The organism is Pseudomonas sp. E1BtOHC1, from assembly GCF_058744285.1.
The window spans coordinates 1,987,297-2,005,176 of record NZ_CP196023.1; the positions used below are offsets into that span (position 1 = coordinate 1,987,297).

General features: G+C 61.2%; 16 protein-coding genes. 9 read left to right on the forward strand and 7 right to left on the reverse strand.

Annotated elements, in window-relative coordinates:
- The first annotated feature begins 45 nt into the window (after nucleotides 1-45).
- Nucleotides 46-981, forward strand: coding sequence for a glutathione S-transferase family protein (locus ACSSVC_RS09115; protein WP_350023633.1), 936 nt, complete (start codon nucleotides 46-48; stop codon nucleotides 979-981).
- A gap of 91 nt (nucleotides 982-1,072) precedes the next feature.
- On the opposite strand, the gene ACSSVC_RS09120 is transcribed toward ACSSVC_RS09115, so the two are convergent.
- Both ACSSVC_RS09120 and yejK read right to left on the reverse strand, forming a co-directional pair.
- Entirely contained in the window at nucleotides 1,073-1,429 is a 357-nt protein-coding gene (locus ACSSVC_RS09120; protein WP_346633515.1) for a glutaredoxin family protein, read from the reverse strand.
- Nucleotides 1,429-2,433, reverse strand: a complete 1,005-nt coding sequence (yejK, locus tag ACSSVC_RS09125; RefSeq protein WP_011059411.1) for a nucleoid-associated protein YejK — start codon at nucleotides 2,431-2,433, stop codon at nucleotides 1,429-1,431. The genes ACSSVC_RS09120 and yejK overlap by 1 nt, the downstream gene beginning before the upstream one ends.
- Before the next feature lie 394 nt (nucleotides 2,434-2,827).
- Between yejK and ACSSVC_RS09130 the strand changes: the two genes are divergently transcribed.
- A complete protein-coding gene (locus tag ACSSVC_RS09130; RefSeq protein WP_003440137.1) occupies nucleotides 2,828-3,109 on the forward strand; it encodes an HU family DNA-binding protein in 282 nt (93 codons plus the stop codon).
- Nucleotides 3,110-3,203: 94 nt separating this feature from the next.
- Here ACSSVC_RS09130 and rlmF read toward each other — a convergent pair whose 3' ends face one another.
- The 5 genes from rlmF to ACSSVC_RS09155 form a co-directional block, all read right to left on the reverse strand.
- Nucleotides 3,204-4,229: a 23S rRNA (adenine(1618)-N(6))-methyltransferase RlmF gene (gene rlmF / locus ACSSVC_RS09135; RefSeq protein ID WP_492612204.1), complete on the reverse strand. Its 1,026-nt coding sequence runs from the start codon at nucleotides 4,227-4,229 to the stop codon at nucleotides 3,204-3,206.
- A gap of 207 nt (nucleotides 4,230-4,436) precedes the next feature.
- A complete protein-coding gene (locus ACSSVC_RS09140) occupies nucleotides 4,437-7,283 on the reverse strand; it encodes a valine--tRNA ligase (protein ID WP_346633513.1) in 2,847 nt (948 codons plus the stop codon).
- Between the two features lie 171 nt (nucleotides 7,284-7,454).
- Complete coding sequence (locus tag ACSSVC_RS09145; protein ID WP_346633512.1) at nucleotides 7,455-7,922, reverse strand: DNA polymerase III subunit chi; 468 nt, start codon at nucleotides 7,920-7,922, stop codon at nucleotides 7,455-7,457.
- Nucleotides 7,923-7,929: 7 nt separating this feature from the next.
- Entirely contained in the window at nucleotides 7,930-8,358 is a 429-nt protein-coding gene (locus ACSSVC_RS09150; RefSeq protein WP_492612205.1) for a DNA polymerase III subunit chi, read from the reverse strand.
- A gap of 60 nt (nucleotides 8,359-8,418) precedes the next feature.
- Nucleotides 8,419-9,909, reverse strand: coding sequence for a leucyl aminopeptidase (locus tag ACSSVC_RS09155; RefSeq protein ID WP_404938290.1), 1,491 nt, complete (start codon nucleotides 9,907-9,909; stop codon nucleotides 8,419-8,421).
- 306 nt (nucleotides 9,910-10,215) lie between these two features.
- Between ACSSVC_RS09155 and lptF the strand changes: the two genes are divergently transcribed.
- The 7 genes from lptF to recO all read left to right on the forward strand — a co-directional run bounded on the left by lptF (nucleotide 10,216) and on the right by recO (nucleotide 17,825).
- Nucleotides 10,216-11,334 carry an LPS export ABC transporter permease LptF gene (gene lptF, locus ACSSVC_RS09160; protein WP_346633509.1) on the forward strand — a complete coding sequence of 373 codons (1,119 nt, stop codon included), beginning with the start codon at nucleotides 10,216-10,218 and terminating at the stop codon, nucleotides 11,332-11,334.
- The gene (gene lptG, locus ACSSVC_RS09165) at nucleotides 11,327-12,388 is read left to right on the forward strand and encodes an LPS export ABC transporter permease LptG (RefSeq protein ID WP_404938292.1); all 1,062 of its coding nucleotides are present in this window, start codon (nucleotides 11,327-11,329) and stop codon (nucleotides 12,386-12,388) included. Before lptF ends, lptG begins: the two co-directional genes overlap by 8 nt.
- 168 nt (nucleotides 12,389-12,556) lie before the next feature.
- Nucleotides 12,557-14,356 (forward strand): translation elongation factor 4, encoded by a 1,800-nt coding sequence (gene lepA / locus ACSSVC_RS09170; protein WP_123727581.1) that lies wholly within the window; start codon nucleotides 12,557-12,559, stop codon nucleotides 14,354-14,356.
- A gap of 5 nt (nucleotides 14,357-14,361) precedes the next feature.
- Nucleotides 14,362-15,216: a signal peptidase I gene (lepB, locus tag ACSSVC_RS09175; RefSeq protein ID WP_346633507.1), complete on the forward strand. Its 855-nt coding sequence runs from the start codon at nucleotides 14,362-14,364 to the stop codon at nucleotides 15,214-15,216.
- A gap of 216 nt (nucleotides 15,217-15,432) precedes the next feature.
- Entirely contained in the window at nucleotides 15,433-16,122 is a 690-nt protein-coding gene (gene rnc, locus ACSSVC_RS09180) for a ribonuclease III (RefSeq protein ID WP_102861278.1), read from the forward strand.
- Nucleotides 16,115-17,017: a GTPase Era gene (gene era / locus ACSSVC_RS09185; protein ID WP_404938293.1), complete on the forward strand. Its 903-nt coding sequence runs from the start codon at nucleotides 16,115-16,117 to the stop codon at nucleotides 17,015-17,017. The genes rnc and era overlap by 8 nt, the downstream gene beginning before the upstream one ends.
- Nucleotides 17,018-17,135: 118 nt before the next feature.
- Nucleotides 17,136-17,825 (forward strand): DNA repair protein RecO, encoded by a 690-nt coding sequence (gene recO / locus ACSSVC_RS09190; RefSeq protein WP_047301927.1) that lies wholly within the window; start codon nucleotides 17,136-17,138, stop codon nucleotides 17,823-17,825.
- Nucleotides 17,826-17,880 lie beyond the last annotated feature (55 nt).

Consider the following 17,880-nt stretch of genomic DNA (forward strand, 5'->3'; position numbering starts at 1 on the left):
TTGCGCGCTAAGCTCAGCGTTCTCCCTCTTCCGGCGGAACCCAGCATGTCAGAGTTGATCCTGCACCATTACCCGACTTCTCCATTTGCGGAAAAAGCCCGCCTGCTCCTGGGCTTCAAGGGCCTGTCCTGGCGCTCCGTGAAGATTTCCCCGGTGATGCCCAAGCCTGATCTGACTGCCCTGACCGGTGGCTATCGCAAGACGCCGGTACTGCAGGTCGGTGCTGATATCTATTGCGACACGGCTTTGATCGCCCGGCGTCTGGAGCAGGAAAAGGCCTCGCCGGCGCTGTTCCCTGAAGGCCAGGAAATGATCAGCGCGACCTTCGCCGCCTGGGTCGACTCGGTGGTGTTCCAGCATGCAGTGACTCTGGTGTTCCAGCCCGAATCGGCAGCTGCACGCTTTGGCAAGTTGCCGCCGGAAGCAGTCAAGGCCTTCATGGCCGACCGCGCCGCGTTGTTCAGTGGCGGCAGCGCCAGCCGTCTGCCCCTGGAAGTGGCCAAGCATCAATGGCCAACCATCATGACGCGTCTGGAGCAGCAACTGCAGCGCGAGCCGGGGGACTTCCTGTTTGGCGAACCCTCGATTGCCGATATCGCCCTGGCTCACCCGCTGTGGTTTCTCAAGGGCACGCCGGTGACGGCGCCGCTGGTGGACGCGTATCCGGCGGTGGCCGCCTGGTTGGCGCGGGTGCTGGGCTTTGGTCACGGCTCTTTCACCGAAATGAGCGCCGAAGAGGCGCTTGAGGTGTCACGTAGCGCTACCCCGGCAGCCCTGCCTGATGAGCCGTTTGTCGATCCCAACGGCTTCGCGGCGGGGCAGCAGGTGGTGATTGCCGCCACCGATTATGGTGTTGATCCTGTAGCGGGAGAGTTGCTGTTCGCCGGCACTGAAGAGTTGATCCTGCGTCGCGAAGACTCCCGAGCCGGTGTGGTGCATGTGCACTTCCCGCGGTTGGGTTTCCGTATCCAGGCGCAGTGATCGAGGAGAAGCAGGCTGGTGTAGGAGCTGGCTTGCCAGCGAAGGCGCCCTCAAGATCGGTGCACGATCTGCTGGCCGCGCCGCCCAGCTCCTACTGACGTTGCAGCGCAGCCATGATGGCCTCGGGGTCGTAGGTGCGCAGCAGGGTTCCATTCACATCCAGGATCGGAATCCCGGCACCGCCCAGTTCGGTATAGGCCTTGCGCGCCTCGGCATCTTTCTCGATGTCGAACTCCTGATAGGGAATGCCCTTCTGATCGAGAAAGCGCCGGGTGGCCTTGCAGTAGCCGCACCAGTCGGTGGCGTAGAGCACGACCCGGGCCTGGCTACGGATCTCTTCGCTGACCACCGCCGAAGGGTTGAACAGTCGTTCGATCTTGCCCCAGTTCTGATAGACCACCACCACCAGCAGGATCAGCAGGAACTTCTTCAGTACTCCCTGGAGCATCAGTTGCGGCGCTTGAGCTGGTCAGTCAGTTGGGTCGGCAGGCCCTTGATGATCAGGGTTCCGGCTTCTTCGTCGTACTCGATCTTCGAGCCCAGCAGGTGGGCCTCGAAGCTGATGGACAGGCCTTCGGCGCGACCGGTGAAGCGGCGGAACTGGTTGAGGGTGCGCTTGTCTGCGGGAATCTCCGGCGACAGGCCGTAATCCTTGTTGCGGATGTGATCGTAGAACGCCTTGGGACGGTCTTCGTCGATCAATTCAGAGAGTTCTTCCAGGCCCATGGGTTCGCCGAGTTTGGCCTGGCTGCTGGCGTAGTCCACCAGGGTCTTGGTCTTTTCCCGGGCCGAATCTTCCGGCAGGTCTTCGCTTTCGACGAAGTCGCTGAAGGCCTTGAGCAGGGTACGGGTCTCGCCCGGGCCGTCGACGCCTTCCTGGCAGCCGATGAAGTCGCGGAAGTACTCCGAGACCTTCTTGCCGTTCTTGCCCTTGATAAAGGAGATGTACTGCTTGGACTGCTTGTTGTTCTGCCACTCGGAGATGTTGATCCGCGCGGCGAGGTGCAGTTGGCCCAGATCCAGGTGGCGGGACGGGGTCACGTCCAGCTGGTCGGTCACGGCCACACCTTCGCTGTGGTGCAGCAGGGCGATGGCCAGGTAATCGGTCATGCCTTGTTGGTAATGGGCAAACAGCACGTGCCCACCCACCGACAGGTTGGACTCTTCCATCAGCTTCTGCAGATGCTCCACCGCCACCCGACTGAAAGCGGTGAAGTCCTGGCCGCCGTCCAGGTACTCCTTCAGCCAGCCGCTGAAGGGGAAAGCGCCGGACTCGGGATGGAACAGGCCCCAGGCTTTGCCCTGTTTGGCGTTATAGCTTTCATTGAGATCGGCGAGCATGTTTTCGATGGCCGCGGACTCTGCCAGTTCGGAGTCTCGGGCATGAAGAACTGCGGGGCTGCCGTCGGGTTTTTTGTCGATCAGGTGGACGATGCAATGACGGATCGGCATGGGCTTCTCGGCTGATTGAAGGGGGAGGGCGGGCTCCCCGAAAAAGTGCCCAGTGTACCGCACCCGCTGGTTTTGGCGTGGTTTGCCAGGCGATGAACGGCCTGTGGGTAAGGCTTATGCATTTTTTTACCGATTTAGAGCAATAAAGCTGACCAAATGGCTAGGTAGAGGCGGATATTTCCCCGTCTGTGTGCTAGTTTTGCCCCGTCTTACGCGATGTCTCAGCGTTAAGCGTGCATTCAGCATTTGTCGGGTCGAACCAAACCCTGATTTCGGTATCTATAACCCCGATCTGTCGTGGTTGTAACCGGGGTGCCAGATTCACAAGATCTGGCTCGATGGCTGACACTGCACTCTGCAATCCAAATGAATTTGATAGGGAAGGAACACCACAATGGCTATTACTAAAGACCAACTGATCGCTGATATCGCTGAAGCTATCGACGCGCCGAAAACCACCGCGCGTAACGCCCTGGACCAACTGGCCCAGATCGTTGCTGATCAATTGGAAAATGGCGGCGAAATCACTCTGCCAGGTATCGGCAAACTGAAAGTGACCGAGCGTCCTGCCCGTACTGGCCGTAACCCATCGACTGGCGCTGCCATCGAAATCGCTGCCAAGAAAGTTATCAAGCTGGTTGTGGCTAAAGGCCTGACCGACGCTGTTAACAAGTAATACTTGCAGTGAAACCGTGCTCAGAAGTCTTCCGGGCACGGTTTGTGTGACACCGATTCACGCAAGGTGAATCGTCTTTGAATCCCCCGCCTCTTTAGCTCTTCCTAACCCAGCGTTCCTGACCCCAGGCCTGTTGCTGTGCCTTGTCCTTGAAGGTCCAGGCGACGAAGCGGCTCTGTTTCTGTCCCTGGGACATTTCCACCACTTGGCTTTCCAGTACTCCGGCTTTTTTCAGTGCGCTTTCAATGGCTGGCAGGTTTGAAGCCTTTGACACCAGGGTGCTGAACCACAGCACTTGCTGGCCGACGCCTGCGCTCTCGCTGATCAACTGACTGACGAAACGGATCTCACCGCCCTCGCACCAGAGTTCCCGTGCCTGGCCGCCGAAGTTCAGCACTGGCAGCTTGCGCTTGGGATCGGCCTTGCCCAGGGCTCGCCACTTGCGCTGGCTGCCGCGTGTCGCTTCGTCCAGGGAGGCATGGAAGGGCGGGTTGCACATCGTCAGGTCGAAGCGCTCGGTACTTTCCAGCAGGCCGGTGAGGATCAGCCTGGGATTGCCTTGCTGGCGCAGGCTGATGGCCTTGTTCAAGCCGTTGGCCTGGACGATGGCCTTGGCCGCAGCCAGGGCGGTGCTGTCGATGTCCGAACCGAGGAATTGCCAGCGGTAGTCGCTGTAGCCGATCAGGGGGTAGATGCAGTTGGCGCCGACGCCGACATCCAGCACCCGCACGGCCGCGCCACGAGGGATTTCACCCTGGTTGTGGCTGGCCAGCAGATCGGCGAGGAAATGCACATAGTCGGCGCGGCCGGGCACTGGGGGGCAGAGAAAGTCCGCCGGAATGTCCCAGTGGGCAATGCCGTAGAAGGCCTTGAGCAGGGCCCGGTTGAACACCCGCACGGCGGCCGGGTCGGCGAAGTCGATGCTTTCCTTGCCATAGGGGTTGAGGATCACGAATTGCCCCAGCTCCGGGGTGCTCTTGATCAGTTGTGGGAAGTCGTAGCGCCCCTGGTGGCGATTGCGCGGGTGCAGGCTGGCTTTTTCCCGGGGGGCGGCGGCTTTGGCTGGGGAGGCAGGCTTGGGTTTTTTGCGCGCAGGCTTGGGAGTGTTGGGGGCGGTCATGGGGGGATCGATTCGGGGCTGGTTCAAAGTGGCGGGCATTGTCCCATATCTTGCGGCGTTGGGGCGGGAGGCTTCGCCGCCGGCAAGCCGGCCCCTGCCAAAGCACCGTCTACCGGTAGGAGCTGGCTGGCCAGCGAAAGCGATCTGCCGCCAATAAAAAAGGGAGGCCTTTGCGGGCCTCCCTCTTTCACGCTGCGCGAATCGCCGTTACAGGCTGGAGATCCGTGCGTGCTGCTCTGCCAGCTTGCCCAGAGCCTGTTCGGCTTCGGCCAGTTTGGCGCGTTCCTTCTCGATCACTTCGGCCGGAGCCTTGTCGACGAAGGAGGCGTTGGACAGCTTGCCGCCCACTCGCTGCACTTCGCCTTGCAGGCGCTGGATTTCCTTGTCCAGGCGCGCCAGTTCGGCGCCCTTGTCGATCAGGCCGGCCATGGGCACCAGCACTTCCATCTCGCCTACCAGAGCCGTGGCGGACAGCGGCGCTTCGTCGCCGGCACCCAGCACCGTGATGGATTCGAGTCGGGCCAGCTTCTTCAGCAAGGCTTCGTTCTCGGTCAGACGACGCTGGTCTTCAGCGCTGACGTTCTTCAGGAACAGGGCCAGGGGCTTGCCCGGGCCGATGTTCATTTCCGCGCGAATGTTGCGAGTGCCGAGCATCAGGCCTTTGAGCCATTCGATGTCGTCTTCGGCGGCCTGGTCGATGCGGGCTTCGTTAGCCACCGGCCAAGGTTGCAGCATGATGGTCTTGCCTGTGCTACCTGCCAGCGGCGCCAGGCGCTGCCAGATTTCCTCGGTGATGAACGGCATGAACGGATGCGCCAGGCGCAGGGCCACTTCCAGCACGCGTACCAGGGTGCGACGGGTGCCGCGCTGGCGTTCAACCGGCGAGTTCTCGTCCCACAGCACGGGCTTGGACAGCTCCAGGTACCAGTCGCAGTACTGGTTCCAGATGAACTCGTACAGGGCCTGGGCGGCCAGGTCGAAACGGAACTGGTCGAGCTGACGGGTGACTTCGGCTTCAGTGCGCTGCAGTTGCGAGATGATCCAGCGGTCCGCCAGGGACAGCTCGTAAGCCTCGCCGTTCTGGCCGCAGTCTTCGCCCTTGTCCAGCACGTAGCGCGCGGCGTTCCAGATCTTGTTGCAGAAGTTGCGGTAACCCTCGACGCGGCCCATGTCGAACTTGATGTCGCGACCGGTGGTGGCCAGGGAGCAGAAAGTGAAGCGCAGGGCGTCGGTGCCGTAGCTAGCGATGCCGTCGGCGAATTCGGCGCGGGTCTGCTTCTCGATGGCTTTCTGCAGTTTTGGCTGCATCAGGCCGGTGGTGCGTTTCTGTACCAGGGTTTCGAGGTCGATGCCGTCGATGATGTCCAGCGGGTCGAGGACGTTGCCCTTGGACTTGGACATCTTCTGGCCCTGGCCATCGCGGACCAGGCCATGGACGTACACCGTCTTGAACGGAACCTGCGGCGTGCCATCCTCGTTCTTCACCAGATGCATGGTGAGCATGATCATCCGGGCGACCCAGAAGAAAATGATGTCGAAGCCGGTGACCAGCACGTCGGTCGGGTGGAAGGTCTTGAGGAAGTCGGTCTGTTCCGGCCAGCCCAGGGTGGAGAAGGTCCACAGGCCCGAGCTGAACCAGGTGTCGAGCACGTCGTTGTCTTGTTGCAGGGCAACGTCCGGACCGAGGTTGTGCTTGGCGCGGACTTCGGCTTCATCGCGGCCGACATAGACCTTGCCCGACTCGTCGTACCAGGCCGGAATCCGGTGGCCCCACCACAGCTGGCGGCTGATGCACCAGTCCTGGATGTCGCGCATCCAGGAGAAGTACATGTTTTCGTACTGCTTTGGCACGAAGGCGATGCGACCGTCTTCCACGGCAGCAATGGCAGGTTCTGCCAGCGGCTTGGTGGAGACGTACCACTGGTCGGTAAGCCATGGCTCGATGATGGTGCCGGAGCGGTCGCCCTTCGGCACTTTCAGGGCGTGGTCGTCGACGCTGACCAGCAGGCCGGCGGCGTCGAAGGCGGCAACGATCTGCTTGCGCGCCTCGAAGCGATCCAGGCCCACGTACTCGGCCGGGATCTTGCCGTCGATGGTTTCGTTGAGGCTGCCGTCCAGGTTGAACACCTGGCAGGCCGGCAGTACGGCGGCGTTCTTGTCGAAGATGTTGAGCAGCGGCAGGTTGTGGCGCTTGCCGACTTCGTAGTCGTTGAAATCGTGGGCCGGGGTGATTTTCACGCAGCCGGTGCCGAACTCAGGGTCGCAGTAGTCATCGGCGATGATCGGGATGCGACGGCCGACCAGGGGCAGTTCGACGAACTTGCCGATCAGCGCCTTGTAGCGCTCGTCTTCAGGGTTCACCGCGACGGCGGAGTCGCCGAGCATGGTTTCCGGACGGGTGGTGGCGACGATCAGGTAGTCGTTGCCTTCAGCGGTCTTGGCGCCGTCGGCCAGCGGGTAGCGCAGGTTCCAAAGGAAGCCTTTCTCGTCGTGGTTTTCCACTTCCAGATCGGAAATCGCTGTGTGCAGTTTGGTATCCCAGTTCACCAGGCGTTTGCCGCGGTAGATCAGGCCGTCTTCGTGCAGGCGGACGAAGGCTTCCTTCACCGCTTCCGACAGGCCGTCGTCCATGGTGAAGCGCTCGCGGCTCCAGTCCACGGAGGAGCCCAGGCGACGGATCTGGCGGCTGATGTTGCCCCCGGACTGATCCTTCCATTCCCAGACTTTTTCGAGGAATTTTTCCCGACCCAGATCGTGGCGATTCTGGCCCTGGGCTTCGATCTGACGCTCCACCAACATCTGTGTGGCGATACCGGCGTGGTCGGTACCCGGCTGCCACAGGGTGTTGCGACCCTGCATGCGGCGGAAGCGGATCAGGGCGTCCATGATCGCGTTGTTGAAGCCATGGCCCATGTGCAGGCTGCCGGTGACGTTCGGCGGCGGGATCATGATGGTGTAGGAGTCGCCCGCGCCTTGCGGGGCGAAGTAGTTCTCGGACTCCCAGGTCTGGTACCAGGAAGTTTCAATGGCGTGCGGCTGGTAGGTCTTATCCATGCGCGGCGGGACCCTATTGGCATTTATTCAGGAAAAGCCGGGAAGTATAGCGGAGGGGGGCAGTTGCAAGCCACTGGACAGCAGTCCAAGTGGCAAGCTTTAAGTCGCAAGGAACGCGTGGTCGTATTTTTCCGGCAGCTTGGGGGGGGGAGGCGCAGCTTGTCGCTGCGGCTACGGCTTGCCGTTGGTGGCTGCTGCGAGCAGGCGTTCCAGGCGGGCGTCGAGGCGGCGCTTGATTTCGGTTTCGATGTGCGGAGCGAAATCGTCGATCACGTCTTGCATGATCAGCTGTGCGGCGGCGCGCAGTTCGGTATCCAGATGCAGCAGGGCATCGGCACTGTTGCTGGCAGGGGCGGATTTGGCTACGGGAGCCGGTGCTGGAGCAGGGGCTGGTGCCGCCACTTGAACTGGGGCAGGGGCCGGTGCAGCTTGCGGTTTGGCTTGCGCTGCGGGAGCGGCTTCGGTTTCGGCAGGTTGCTGGCTGCCCACCATGTCGAACAGCAGGGGGATTTGCACTTCGCCGCTCACAGTCTCGGTAAGCAGCGGCGGTTGCAGATTGTCATCGCCGAGCAGTTGGCGGATCGACTCGAGATCGTCCAGCAGATGCGCGGGCTTTTGCAGCGGGTTGGGAGTGTCCATCGGGTGCTCAGAGTCGCTGTAAACGGTGATCTTGCAGAGGATAGCCCTGTTCGCGATAGAAACGGAAACTCTCGCGGGCCGCCTGACGAATAGTCGGATCTTCCACCACCACTTCGGCAATTCGGGCAAAGCGCGGTGCGAAGGTCGGTACTTTCAGGTCCAGGTTCACCAGCAGGTCGTTGTGGTCGCCGGGGTCCTGGCCCAGGCCGAGCACGATCAGGCCGTCGGCTTCGCTTTCCGCCGGGCCGTGGGGAACAAAGGCTTCGCCCTTGAAGCGCCACAGGCGGGCATCGAGTTCGTCCCGTTGTTGTGTGTCGCTGCAATGCAGGTAGATGCGATGGCCCATGCGCCAGGCCTTGTCGGTGAGTTTGCAGGCAAAATCCAGGCGCGCAGCAGGGTCCGCGCTGGGAAGAATATAGAAGTCGACTTTGGTCATTGGGATTCCTGAGCCGGGGAGGGCGCTGCCTTCAAGCGACGCCCTCCGCAGTCATGGTTTTCAGGCTTTGGCGCGGTCCAGCAGGTATTGGGTCAGCAGGGGCACGGGACGGCCGGTGGCGCCCTTGTCCTTGCCGCCGCTGGTCCAGGCGGTGCCGGCGATATCCAGGTGCGCCCAGTTCAGGTTCTTGGTGAAGCGCGAGAGGAAGCACGCGGCAGTGATGGTCCCGGCTTTCGGCCCGCCAATGTTGGCGATGTCGGCGAACGGGCTGTCCAGTTGCTCCTGGTACTCATCGAACAGCGGCAATTGCCAGGCGCGGTCGTCGGCTTGCTGGCCGGCGCTGAGCAGTTGGCCGATCAACTCGTCGTTGTTGCCCAGCAGGCCGGACGTATGGGCGCCCAGGGCGACCACGCAGGCACCGGTCAGGGTGGCGATGTCGATCACGGCCTGGGGTTTGAAGCGTTCGGCGTAGGTCAGGGCGTCGCACAGCACCAGGCGGCCTTCGGCGTCGGTGTTGAGGATTTCCACGGTCTGGCCGCTCATGGTGGTGACGATATCGCCAGGCCGTGCAGCGCCGCCGCTGGGCATGTTCTCGGCGCAGGCCAGGATGCAGACCAGGTTGATCGGCAGTTGCAGTTCGAGCACGGCACGCAGGGTGCCGAACACGCTGGCGGCGCCGCCCATGTCGTATTTCATTTCGTCCATGCCGGCGCCCGGCTTGAGGCTGATGCCGCCGGTGTCGAAAGTGATGCCCTTGCCCACCAGGGCAAACGGCTTCTCGGACTTCTTGCCGCCGTTGTACTGCATGACGATCAGGCGTGGCGGCTGGTCGCTGCCCTGGCCTACGGCATAGAACGAGCCCATGCCCAGTTCCTTGATCTTCTTCTCGTCGAGGACTTCGACTTTCAGACCCTTGAACTCCTTGCCCAGGGCCTTGGCCTGTTCACCCAGGAACGTCGGGTGGCAGACGTTTGGCGGCTGGTTGCCTAGGTCGCGGGTAAAAGCCATGCCGTTGGCGATGGCCTGGGCGTGGGTCACGCCGCGCTCGACTTCAGCCTGGGCGGCCTTGATCGTCAGCAGGGTGATTTTCTTCAGGGCGCGGGGTTCGGCTTTCTGGCTCTTGTAGCGGTCGAATACGTAGCCGCCGTCCACCAGGGTTTCCGCCAGCAGACGGGTCTTGCCGTAGCTGTCGCGACCTTTGACCACGACTTCATCCAGAGCCAGCACGGCATCGCTGCCACCCAGCCCCTTGAGGGTGGCGAGTACACCACTGATGATCTTGCGGAACGGGCGGTCGCCCAGCTCCTCATCCTTGCCGACGCCCACCAGCAGCAGGCGTTCCGCCTTGAGCTTGGCCACACCGTGCAACAGCAGGCTCTGACCGACCTTGCCGGCCAGGTCGCCGCGCTTGAGCACGGCGCTGATGGCGCCGCCGCTGAGTTCGTCGAGTTGCTTGGCCACGTTGCCGAGTTTGCGGCCTTCGCCGACGGCGACCACCAGGGTGGCGGTCTTCAACGTTTCCGGGCTAGCGCTTTTTACAACCAGTTCCATGTCTGGGTCCCTGAATGAATGGTCAAAGAGCGCAGGAAAGACTCCGGCGCGGGGCTTATCTATATAGAAGAAGACGTCGCGTGCTGCCGACGACAAAGCCGCCAGTTTGAACCTCGCCGCTTGCGGCTGACAACCCTCGTCTTGGCCAAGTTCGCCGCTTTAGAGCGCCGGGTGAGCATCCTCCGTGACAGGCGCGCGCAATCACAGGATAATGCGCCATCTTTTTTCGGCGGCCCTGCATTTGGGGTCGGCTCGATACGTTTGCTTGTTCGGCCGCCTTAGCCTGACAACCCTGGAGTGTCTGGTTTGATCGTCTTTCGTTATCTATCCCGCGAAATCCTGCTGACCCTGAGTGCCGTGAGTGCGGTGCTGCTGGTCATCATCATGAGCGGGCGCTTCGTCAAGTTCCTCGCACAAGCCGCCTCGGGCGCCCTGGACCCGGGCTCGCTGTTCCTGATCATGGGCTTTCGCCTGCCGGGTTTTTTGCAGCTGATCCTGCCATTGGGGCTGTTCCTGGGCATTCTCCTGGCTTACGGCCGGCTCTATCTCGAAAGCGAGATGACCGTGTTGTCGGCTACCGGCATGAGCCAGCAGCGTCTGCTAGGCATGACCATGATCCCGGCGGCCCTGGTGGCCTTGCTGGTGGCCTGGTTGAGCCTGAGCCTGGCGCCGCAGGGGGCCAACCAGTTCCAGTTGCTGCTGAACAAGCAGGACGCCCTGACCGAGTTCGACACCCTGGTGGCCGGGCGCTTCCAGGCGCTCAATGATGGCACTCGGGTGACCTATACCGAGCAGCTGTCCGAGGATCGCACCAATCTTTCCGGGGTGTTCATCTCCGAAAAGCGTCTGAGCCGGGAGAAAAAGGACCAGGGCATTTCGGTGCTGGTGGCCGAGAAGGGGCACCAGGACATTCGTCCCGACGGTAATCGCTACCTGATCCTGGAAAACGGCTATCGCTATGACGGCAATCCAGGTGAGGCCAACTATCGGGTGATCAAGTACGACACCTACGGCGTGCTGCTGGAGCGACCGGATGTCAGCGACGAAGTCACCGATCGCGATGCCATGCCCACTGCTGACCTGATCGGCAAGAATGACCTGCGGGCCCGTGCCGAGCTGCAATGGCGTCTGTCCCTGCCGTTGCTGGTGTTTATCGTGACCTTGATGGCGGTGCCGTTGTCCCGGGTCAACCCGCGCCAGGGCCGCTTCCTCAAGCTGATCCCGGCCATCCTGCTGTATATGGCGTACCTGACCATCCTGATCGCGGTACGTGGCGCCATGGAGAAAGGCAAGATCTCGCCAACCCTGGGGCTGTGGTGGGTTCACCTGCTGTTCCTGGGCATTGGCCTGGGCTTGATGTACTGGGAACCGTTGCGTTTGAAAATGGCGAGTCGTCGCAGTATGAAGGAGATGGCTCGTGGTTAAGCTCGATCGCTACATCGGTAGCAGTGTGTTCATGGCTATTCTTGCGGTCCTGGGGATCATCCTCGGGCTGGCTTCGCTGTTTGCCTTCATCGATGAGATGGGCAGTGTCAGCGATACCTACACCGTGATGGACGTGATGAGCTACGTGGTCCTCACCGCCCCGCGCCGGGTTTATGAAATGTTGCCGATGGCCGGCCTCATCGGCTGCCTGATCGGTCTTGGCTCCCTGGCCAGCAACAGCGAACTGACCATCATGCGTGCTGCCGGCGTCTCTGTCGGTCGTATCGTCTGGGCGGTGATGAAACCGATGCTGGTGCTGATGCTGGTGGGCGTGCTGGTGGGTGAATACGTAGCGCCGGCCACCGAGACCCAAGCTCAGGCCAGTCGCGCCCTGGCCCAGGGTTCCGGTGATGCCCAGAGTTCCAAGCACGGCCTGTGGCACCGTCAGGGCGAGGAGTTCATCCATATCAACGCAGTGCAGCCCAATGGCCTGCTGTATGGCGTGACTCGCTACCACTTCGATGACAATCACCATATGTTGTCGTCGAGTTTTGCTCGTCAGGCACGTTTCCACGAAAACTACTGGCAGCTGACGGATGTCACCACCACCTATTTCCGTGAAGGTCACACCGAGGTCATCAGCGTTCCCGACGAGCGTTGGGACGTGGCTCTGAGCCCGCAACTGCTGAGCACCGTGGTCATGGCGCCGGAGTCTCTGTCTATCAGTGGTCTGTGGGGCTATATCCATTATCTAGCCGACCAGGGCTTGAACAATGGTCGTTACTGGCTGGCGTTCTGGGTCAAGGTGCTGCAGCCGCTGGTGACGGCGGCCCTGGTGCTGATGGCGATTTCCTTCATTTTCGGACCGCTGCGTTCGGTGACCCTGGGTCAGCGAGTGTTCACGGGCGTATTGGTGGGTTTCACCTTCCGCATCGCTCAGGACCTGCTGGGGCCTTCGAGCCTGGTGTTCGGTTTCTCGCCGCTGTTCGCGGTGCTGGTGCCGGCGGGTATCTGTGCCATCGCAGGCTTCTGGCTATTGCGCCGGGCCGGCTGATTCAGCGGCTCTGTCAGGTTTTTAGCGCAACGCCCCGGTCCCTGGATCGGGGCGTTTTTGCATTTGACAAACGCTGACAGGCGAGCGTGACGCTCGTGCCGAGTATCAGGTACAATTCCCGGCTATTTTTCGGCGGGCCCTGCCTGCAGCCTTTTTGAGTGTTCATCCGTGAGTGATTTGAGTCATATCCGCAATTTCTCCATCATCGCCCACATTGACCATGGCAAGTCGACTCTGGCCGATCGCTTCATCCAGATGTGCGGCGGCCTGGCCGAGCGCGAAATGGAAGCCCAGGTTCTGGACTCCATGGACCTTGAGCGTGAGCGCGGGATCACCATCAAGGCCCACAGCGTCACCCTCTATTACAAAGCCAAAGATGGCATTACCTACCAGCTGAACTTCATCGATACCCCGGGCCACGTGGACTTCACCTATGAAGTCAGTCGCTCCCTGGCGGCCTGTGAAGGTGCACTGCTGGTGGTGGACGCTGGCCAGGGCGTTGAAGCCCAGTCGGTTGCCAACTGCTACACCGCCATCGAGCAAGGTCTCGAAGTGATGCCGGTGCTGAACAAGATCGACCTGCCCCAGGCCGATCCTGAACGGGTCAAGGAAGAGATCGAGAAAATCATCGGTATCGATGCCACTGACGCCGTGACTTGCAGCGCCAAGACCGGCCTGGGCGTGGACGAGGTGCTCGAGCGCCTGGTGACCACCATTCCGGCACCGACCGGCAATATCGAAGACCCGCTGCAAGCGCTGATCATCGACTCCTGGTTCGACAACTACCTGGGCGTTGTGTCCCTGGTGCGTGTGCGTCACGGCCGGGTGAAGAAGGGTGACAAGATCCTGGTGAAATCCACCGGCAAGATCCACCTGGTGGACAGCGTCGGCGTCTTCAACCCCAAACACACCGCCACCACTGACCTCAAGGCCGGTGAAGTGGGCTTCATCATCGCCGGCATCAAGGACATTCACGGTGCGCCGGTGGGTGACACCCTGACCCTGAGCTCGACCCCGGACGTGGAAGTGCTGCCAGGCTTCAAGCGCATCCAGCCGCAGGTCTACGCCGGCCTGTTCCCGGTCAGCTCCGACGACTTCGAGGATTTCCGCGAAGCGTTGCAGAAGCTCACCCTCAACGACTCGTCGCTGCAGTACACCCCGGAAAGCTCCGACGCCTTGGGCTTCGGTTTCCGTTGTGGCTTCCTCGGCATGCTGCACATGGAGATCATCCAGGAGCGCCTGGAGCGCGAATACGACCTGGACCTGATCACCACAGCGCCGACGGTGATCTTCGAGCTGCTGTTGAAGAACGGTGAAACGATTTATGTCGACAACCCGTCCAAACTTCCGGATCTGTCGGCGATTGAGGACATGCGCGAGCCGATCGTGCGGGCCAACATTCTTGTGCCGCAAGAGCACCTGGGCAACGTCATAACCCTGTGCATCGAGAAGCGCGGCGTGCAGCACGACATGCTGTTCCTCGGTAGCCAGGTCCAGGTGACCTACGATCTGCCGATGAACGAAGTGGTACTGGACTTCTTTGACCGCCTGAAATCCACCAGCCGCGGCTATGCTTCGCTGGACTATCATTTCGACCGTTATCAATCGGCTAATCTGGTCAAGCTGGATGTGCTGATCAACGGTGAGAAAGTCGACGCCCTGGCGTTGATCGTCCACCGTGACAACGCCCATTACAAAGGGCGTGCGTTGACCGAGAAGATGAAGGAACTGATTCCTCGGCAGATGTTTGACGTGGCAATTCAGGCCGCCATTGGCGGGCAGATTGTGGCGCGGACAACCGTCAAGGCTCTCAGAAAGAACGTACTGGCCAAATGCTACGGCGGCGACGTCAGCCGTAAGCGCAAGCTGTTGGAAAAGCAGAAGGCCGGTAAGAAACGCATGAAGCAAGTGGGCAACGTGGAAATTCCACAAGAAGCCTTCCTTGCTGTGCTCAGGTTGGATAGTTAGGTCCTATGTCACTAAATTTCCCGCTGTTGCTGGTCATCGCTGTCTTTGTCTGCGGTCTCTTGGCGTTGCTCGACCTGGTGTTTCTGGCACCGCGTCGGCGCTCGGCCATCGCCAACTATCAGGGCAGCGTCAGCCAGCCGGATGGGCTGGTGGTCGAAAAGCTGAGCAAGGAACCGCTGCTGGTTGAATACGGCAAGTCGTTCTTTCCGGTGCTGTTCATTGTCCTGGTGCTGCGTTCGTTCCTGGTGGAACCGTTCCAGATTCCATCGGGCTCGATGAAGCCGACCCTGGATGTGGGCGACTTTATCCTGGTGAACAAGTTTTCTTACGGGATCCGCCTGCCGGTGATCGACAAGAAAGTCATCGAAGTCGGTGATCCGCAGCGCGGCGATGTCATGGTGTTCCGCTACCCAAGCGACCCCAACGTCAACTACATCAAGCGTGTAGTCGGCCTGCCGGGTGATGAAGTGCGCTACACCAGCGACAAGCACCTGTTCGTCAACGGCCAGTCGGTGGCAGAGCAGTTGGTTGGGGCTGAACCCGGCACCTTGGGCAGCGCCGAGCTGTACAAGGAAAAGCTCGGTGCCGTCGAGCACTTGATCCGCAAGGAAATGAGTCGCTACCGGCCCGCGCCGGACGGGCGTTGGGTGGTGCCTGCCGGGCATTACTTCATGATGGGCGACAACCGCGACAACTCCAACGACAGTCGCTACTGGGACGATCCGAGTATTCCCAAAGACCTGCTGGGCATGGTTCCCGACAAGAATATCGTCGGCAAGGCCTTCGCAGTCTGGATGAGCTGGCCCGAACCGAAACTCAGCCACCTGCCGAATTTCTCGCGGGTTGGCCTGATCAAGTAATCACACACGGCGCTGTTGAACACAGCGCCGAATGCTTTTCTGGCTCTTGTATAAAACGCCCTTGCCCTCGGGCATCGCGTAACAGCCTTATGGCCAGAAGCATGCAGTCAACGATATTCAGGATGTGGATTTGAACACAGCGTTAATTGCCACCCGCACCTCGTGCGCGGCCCCTAGGATGGCGAGTTTCGGCAACGAAATCAGCGTGGGTAAACCGTGAGCGTTTCTTTGAGCCGTCTCGAGCGTCAGCTCGGTTATACCTTCAAGGATCAGGAGCTGATGCTCCTGGCACTCACCCATCGCAGCTTTGCCGGGCGTAACAACGAACGCCTGGAGTTCCTCGGTGATGCCATTCTCAACTTCGTGGCCGGCGAGGCGTTGTTCGAGCGCTTCCCCCAGGCCCGCGAAGGCCAGCTGTCGCGTTTGCGCGCACGCCTGGTGAAAGGTGAAACACTGGCGGTACTGGCCCGTGGTTTCGACCTGGGCGAATACCTGCGCCTGGGCTCCGGCGAGTTGAAGAGCGGCGGTTTCCGTCGTGAATCGATCCTCGCCGATGCCCTGGAAGCCCTGATCGGTGCGATCTACCTGGACGCCGGCATGGAAACGGCCCGTGACCGCGTGTTGTCCTGGCTGGCCTCGGAGTTCGAGAGCCTGACCCTGGTAGACACCAACAAGGACCCCAAGACCCGGCTGCAGGAGTTCCTCCAGTCTCGTGCCTGTGAACTGCCGCGCTATGAAGTGGTGGATATCCAGGGCGAACCGCACTGCCGGACATTCTTCGTTGAATGTGAAGTCACCTTATTGAATGAAAAAAGCCGAGGTCAGGGTGTGAGCCGTCGTATTGCCGAACAGGTAGCGGCCGCCGCAGCACTGATTGCCCTGGGCGTGGAGAATGGCCATGACTGATTCAACCGCAACACGCTGTGGCTATGTCGCCATCGTCGGCCGCCCCAACGTGGGCAAGTCGACGCTGCTCAACCACATCCTCGGCCAGAAGCTGGCGATCACTTCGCGCAAGCCTCAGACCACACGCCACAACATGCTCGGGATCAAGACCGAAGGCGCCATCCAGGCGATCTACGTCGACACCCCCGGCATGCACAAGAGCAACGAAAAAGCCCTCAACCGCTACATGAACAAGACCGCTTCGGCGGCCTTGAAAGATGTGGACGTGGTGATCTTCGTGGTTGACCGCACCAAGTGGACCGACGAGGACCAGTTGGTCCTGGAGCGTGTCCAGTACGTGCAGGGTCCGGTGATCCTGGCGATCAACAAGACCGACCGCATCGAGGACAAGGCCGAGCTGATGCCGCACCTGACCTGGCTGCAGGAGCAACTGCCGAACGCCGAGATCGTGCCGGTTTCCGCGCAGCAGGGGCATAACCTCGAAGCCCTGGAAGGCCTGATCGCCAAGCACCTGCCGGAGAACGAGCACTTCTTCCCGGAAGATCAGATCACCGACCGCAGCTCGCGTTTCCTGGCTGCCGAACTGGTGCGCGAGAAGATCATGCGCCAGTTGGGTGCCGAGCTGCCGTACCAGATCACCGTGGAAATCGAAGAGTTCAAGCAGCAGGGCAAGACCCTGCATATTCACGCCTTGATCCTCGTCGAGCGCGACGGTCAGAAGAAAATCATCATTGGCGACAAGGGTGAGCGGATCAAGCGCATCGGCATGGAGGCGCGCAAGGACATGGAGCTGCTGTTCGACTCCAAGGTCATGCTCAACCTCTGGGTCAAGGTCAAGGGCGGCTGGTCCGACGACGAGCGCGCCTTGCGCTCCCTGGGCTACGGCGACCTCTGATGCACTTCGCCGGCAAGCCGGCTCCTACACCTTCCTGTAGGAGCCGGCTTGCCGGCGAACAGCTGCAACCCCTTCTCCGGACCCGGTTCCCTCTCTTCCCCTGAGATCCCCCGCAACCATGTCCAGCAACGCCCCAGTCGGCCAGCTCGCCTACGTCCTGCACAGCCGCGCCTACCGCGAAAGCAGTGCCCTGGTGGATTTCCTTACCCCCCAAGGTCGCCTGCGTGCTGTCCTGCGTAATGCACGGGGCAAGGCCGGTACCCTGGCGCGACCCTTCGTCCCTCTGGAAGTCGAGTTTCGCGGCCGTGGCGAGCTGAAGAACGTCGGACGTATGGAAAGTGCCGGCATTGCATCCTGGCTCAATGGCGAAGCGCTGTTCAGTGGTCTGTACCTGAATGAACTGCTGATCCGCCTGCTGCCGGCGGAAGATCCCCATCCGGCCGTATTCGACCACTACGCGGCAACCTTGCTGGCCCTGGCTGAAGGGCGGCCCCTGGAGCCGCTGCTGCGGGCCTTCGAGTGGCGTTTGCTGGATGATCTGGGTTACGGCTTCGCCCTGGACAGTGACATCCACGGCGCACCCATTGCTGCCGATGGCCTGTATCGCCTGCAGGTGGATGCCGGCCTGGAGCAGGTGTTCCTGCTGCAACCGGGTCTGTTCAACGGCACCGAGCTGTTGGCCATGGCCGAGGCCGACTGGAGTGCTCCTGGCGCGTTGTCGGCAGCCAAGCGCCTGATGCGCCAGGCCCTGGCAGTGCATCTGGGCGGGCGTCCTCTGGTCAGTCGCGAGCTGTTTCGCAAGCCCTAGGCGTGGCTGCCGTTTTGGCCGCTCGCCGCGATAGCCCAGCTGGCGCCGTCATTCT

Bases quoted from the DNA above. Each gene is read 5' to 3' on its own strand.
- ACSSVC_RS09115 (WP_350023633.1), top strand. From the start codon at position 46: ATGTCAGAGTTGATCCTGCACCATTACCCGACTTCTCCATTTGCGGAA.
- ACSSVC_RS09120 (WP_346633515.1), bottom strand. From the start codon at position 1,429: ATGCTCCAGGGAGTACTGAAGAAGTTCCTGCTGATCCTGCTGGTGGTG.
- yejK (WP_011059411.1), bottom strand. From the start codon at position 2,433: ATGCCGATCCGTCATTGCATCGTCCACCTGATCGACAAAAAACCCGAC.
- ACSSVC_RS09130 (WP_003440137.1), top strand. From the start codon at position 2,828: ATGGCTATTACTAAAGACCAACTGATCGCTGATATCGCTGAAGCTATC.
- rlmF (WP_492612204.1), bottom strand. From the start codon at position 4,229: ATGACCGCCCCCAACACTCCCAAGCCTGCGCGCAAAAAACCCAAGCCT.
- ACSSVC_RS09140 (WP_346633513.1), bottom strand. From the start codon at position 7,283: ATGGATAAGACCTACCAGCCGCACGCCATTGAAACTTCCTGGTACCAG.
- ACSSVC_RS09145 (WP_346633512.1), bottom strand. From the start codon at position 7,922: ATGGACACTCCCAACCCGCTGCAAAAGCCCGCGCATCTGCTGGACGAT.
- ACSSVC_RS09150 (WP_492612205.1), bottom strand. From the start codon at position 8,358: ATGACCAAAGTCGACTTCTATATTCTTCCCAGCGCGGACCCTGCTGCG.
- ACSSVC_RS09155 (WP_404938290.1), bottom strand. From the start codon at position 9,909: ATGGAACTGGTTGTAAAAAGCGCTAGCCCGGAAACGTTGAAGACCGCC.
- lepB (WP_346633507.1), top strand. From the start codon at position 14,362: ATGTCACTAAATTTCCCGCTGTTGCTGGTCATCGCTGTCTTTGTCTGC.
- era (WP_404938293.1), top strand. From the start codon at position 16,115: ATGACTGATTCAACCGCAACACGCTGTGGCTATGTCGCCATCGTCGGC.
- recO (WP_047301927.1), top strand. From the start codon at position 17,136: ATGTCCAGCAACGCCCCAGTCGGCCAGCTCGCCTACGTCCTGCACAGC.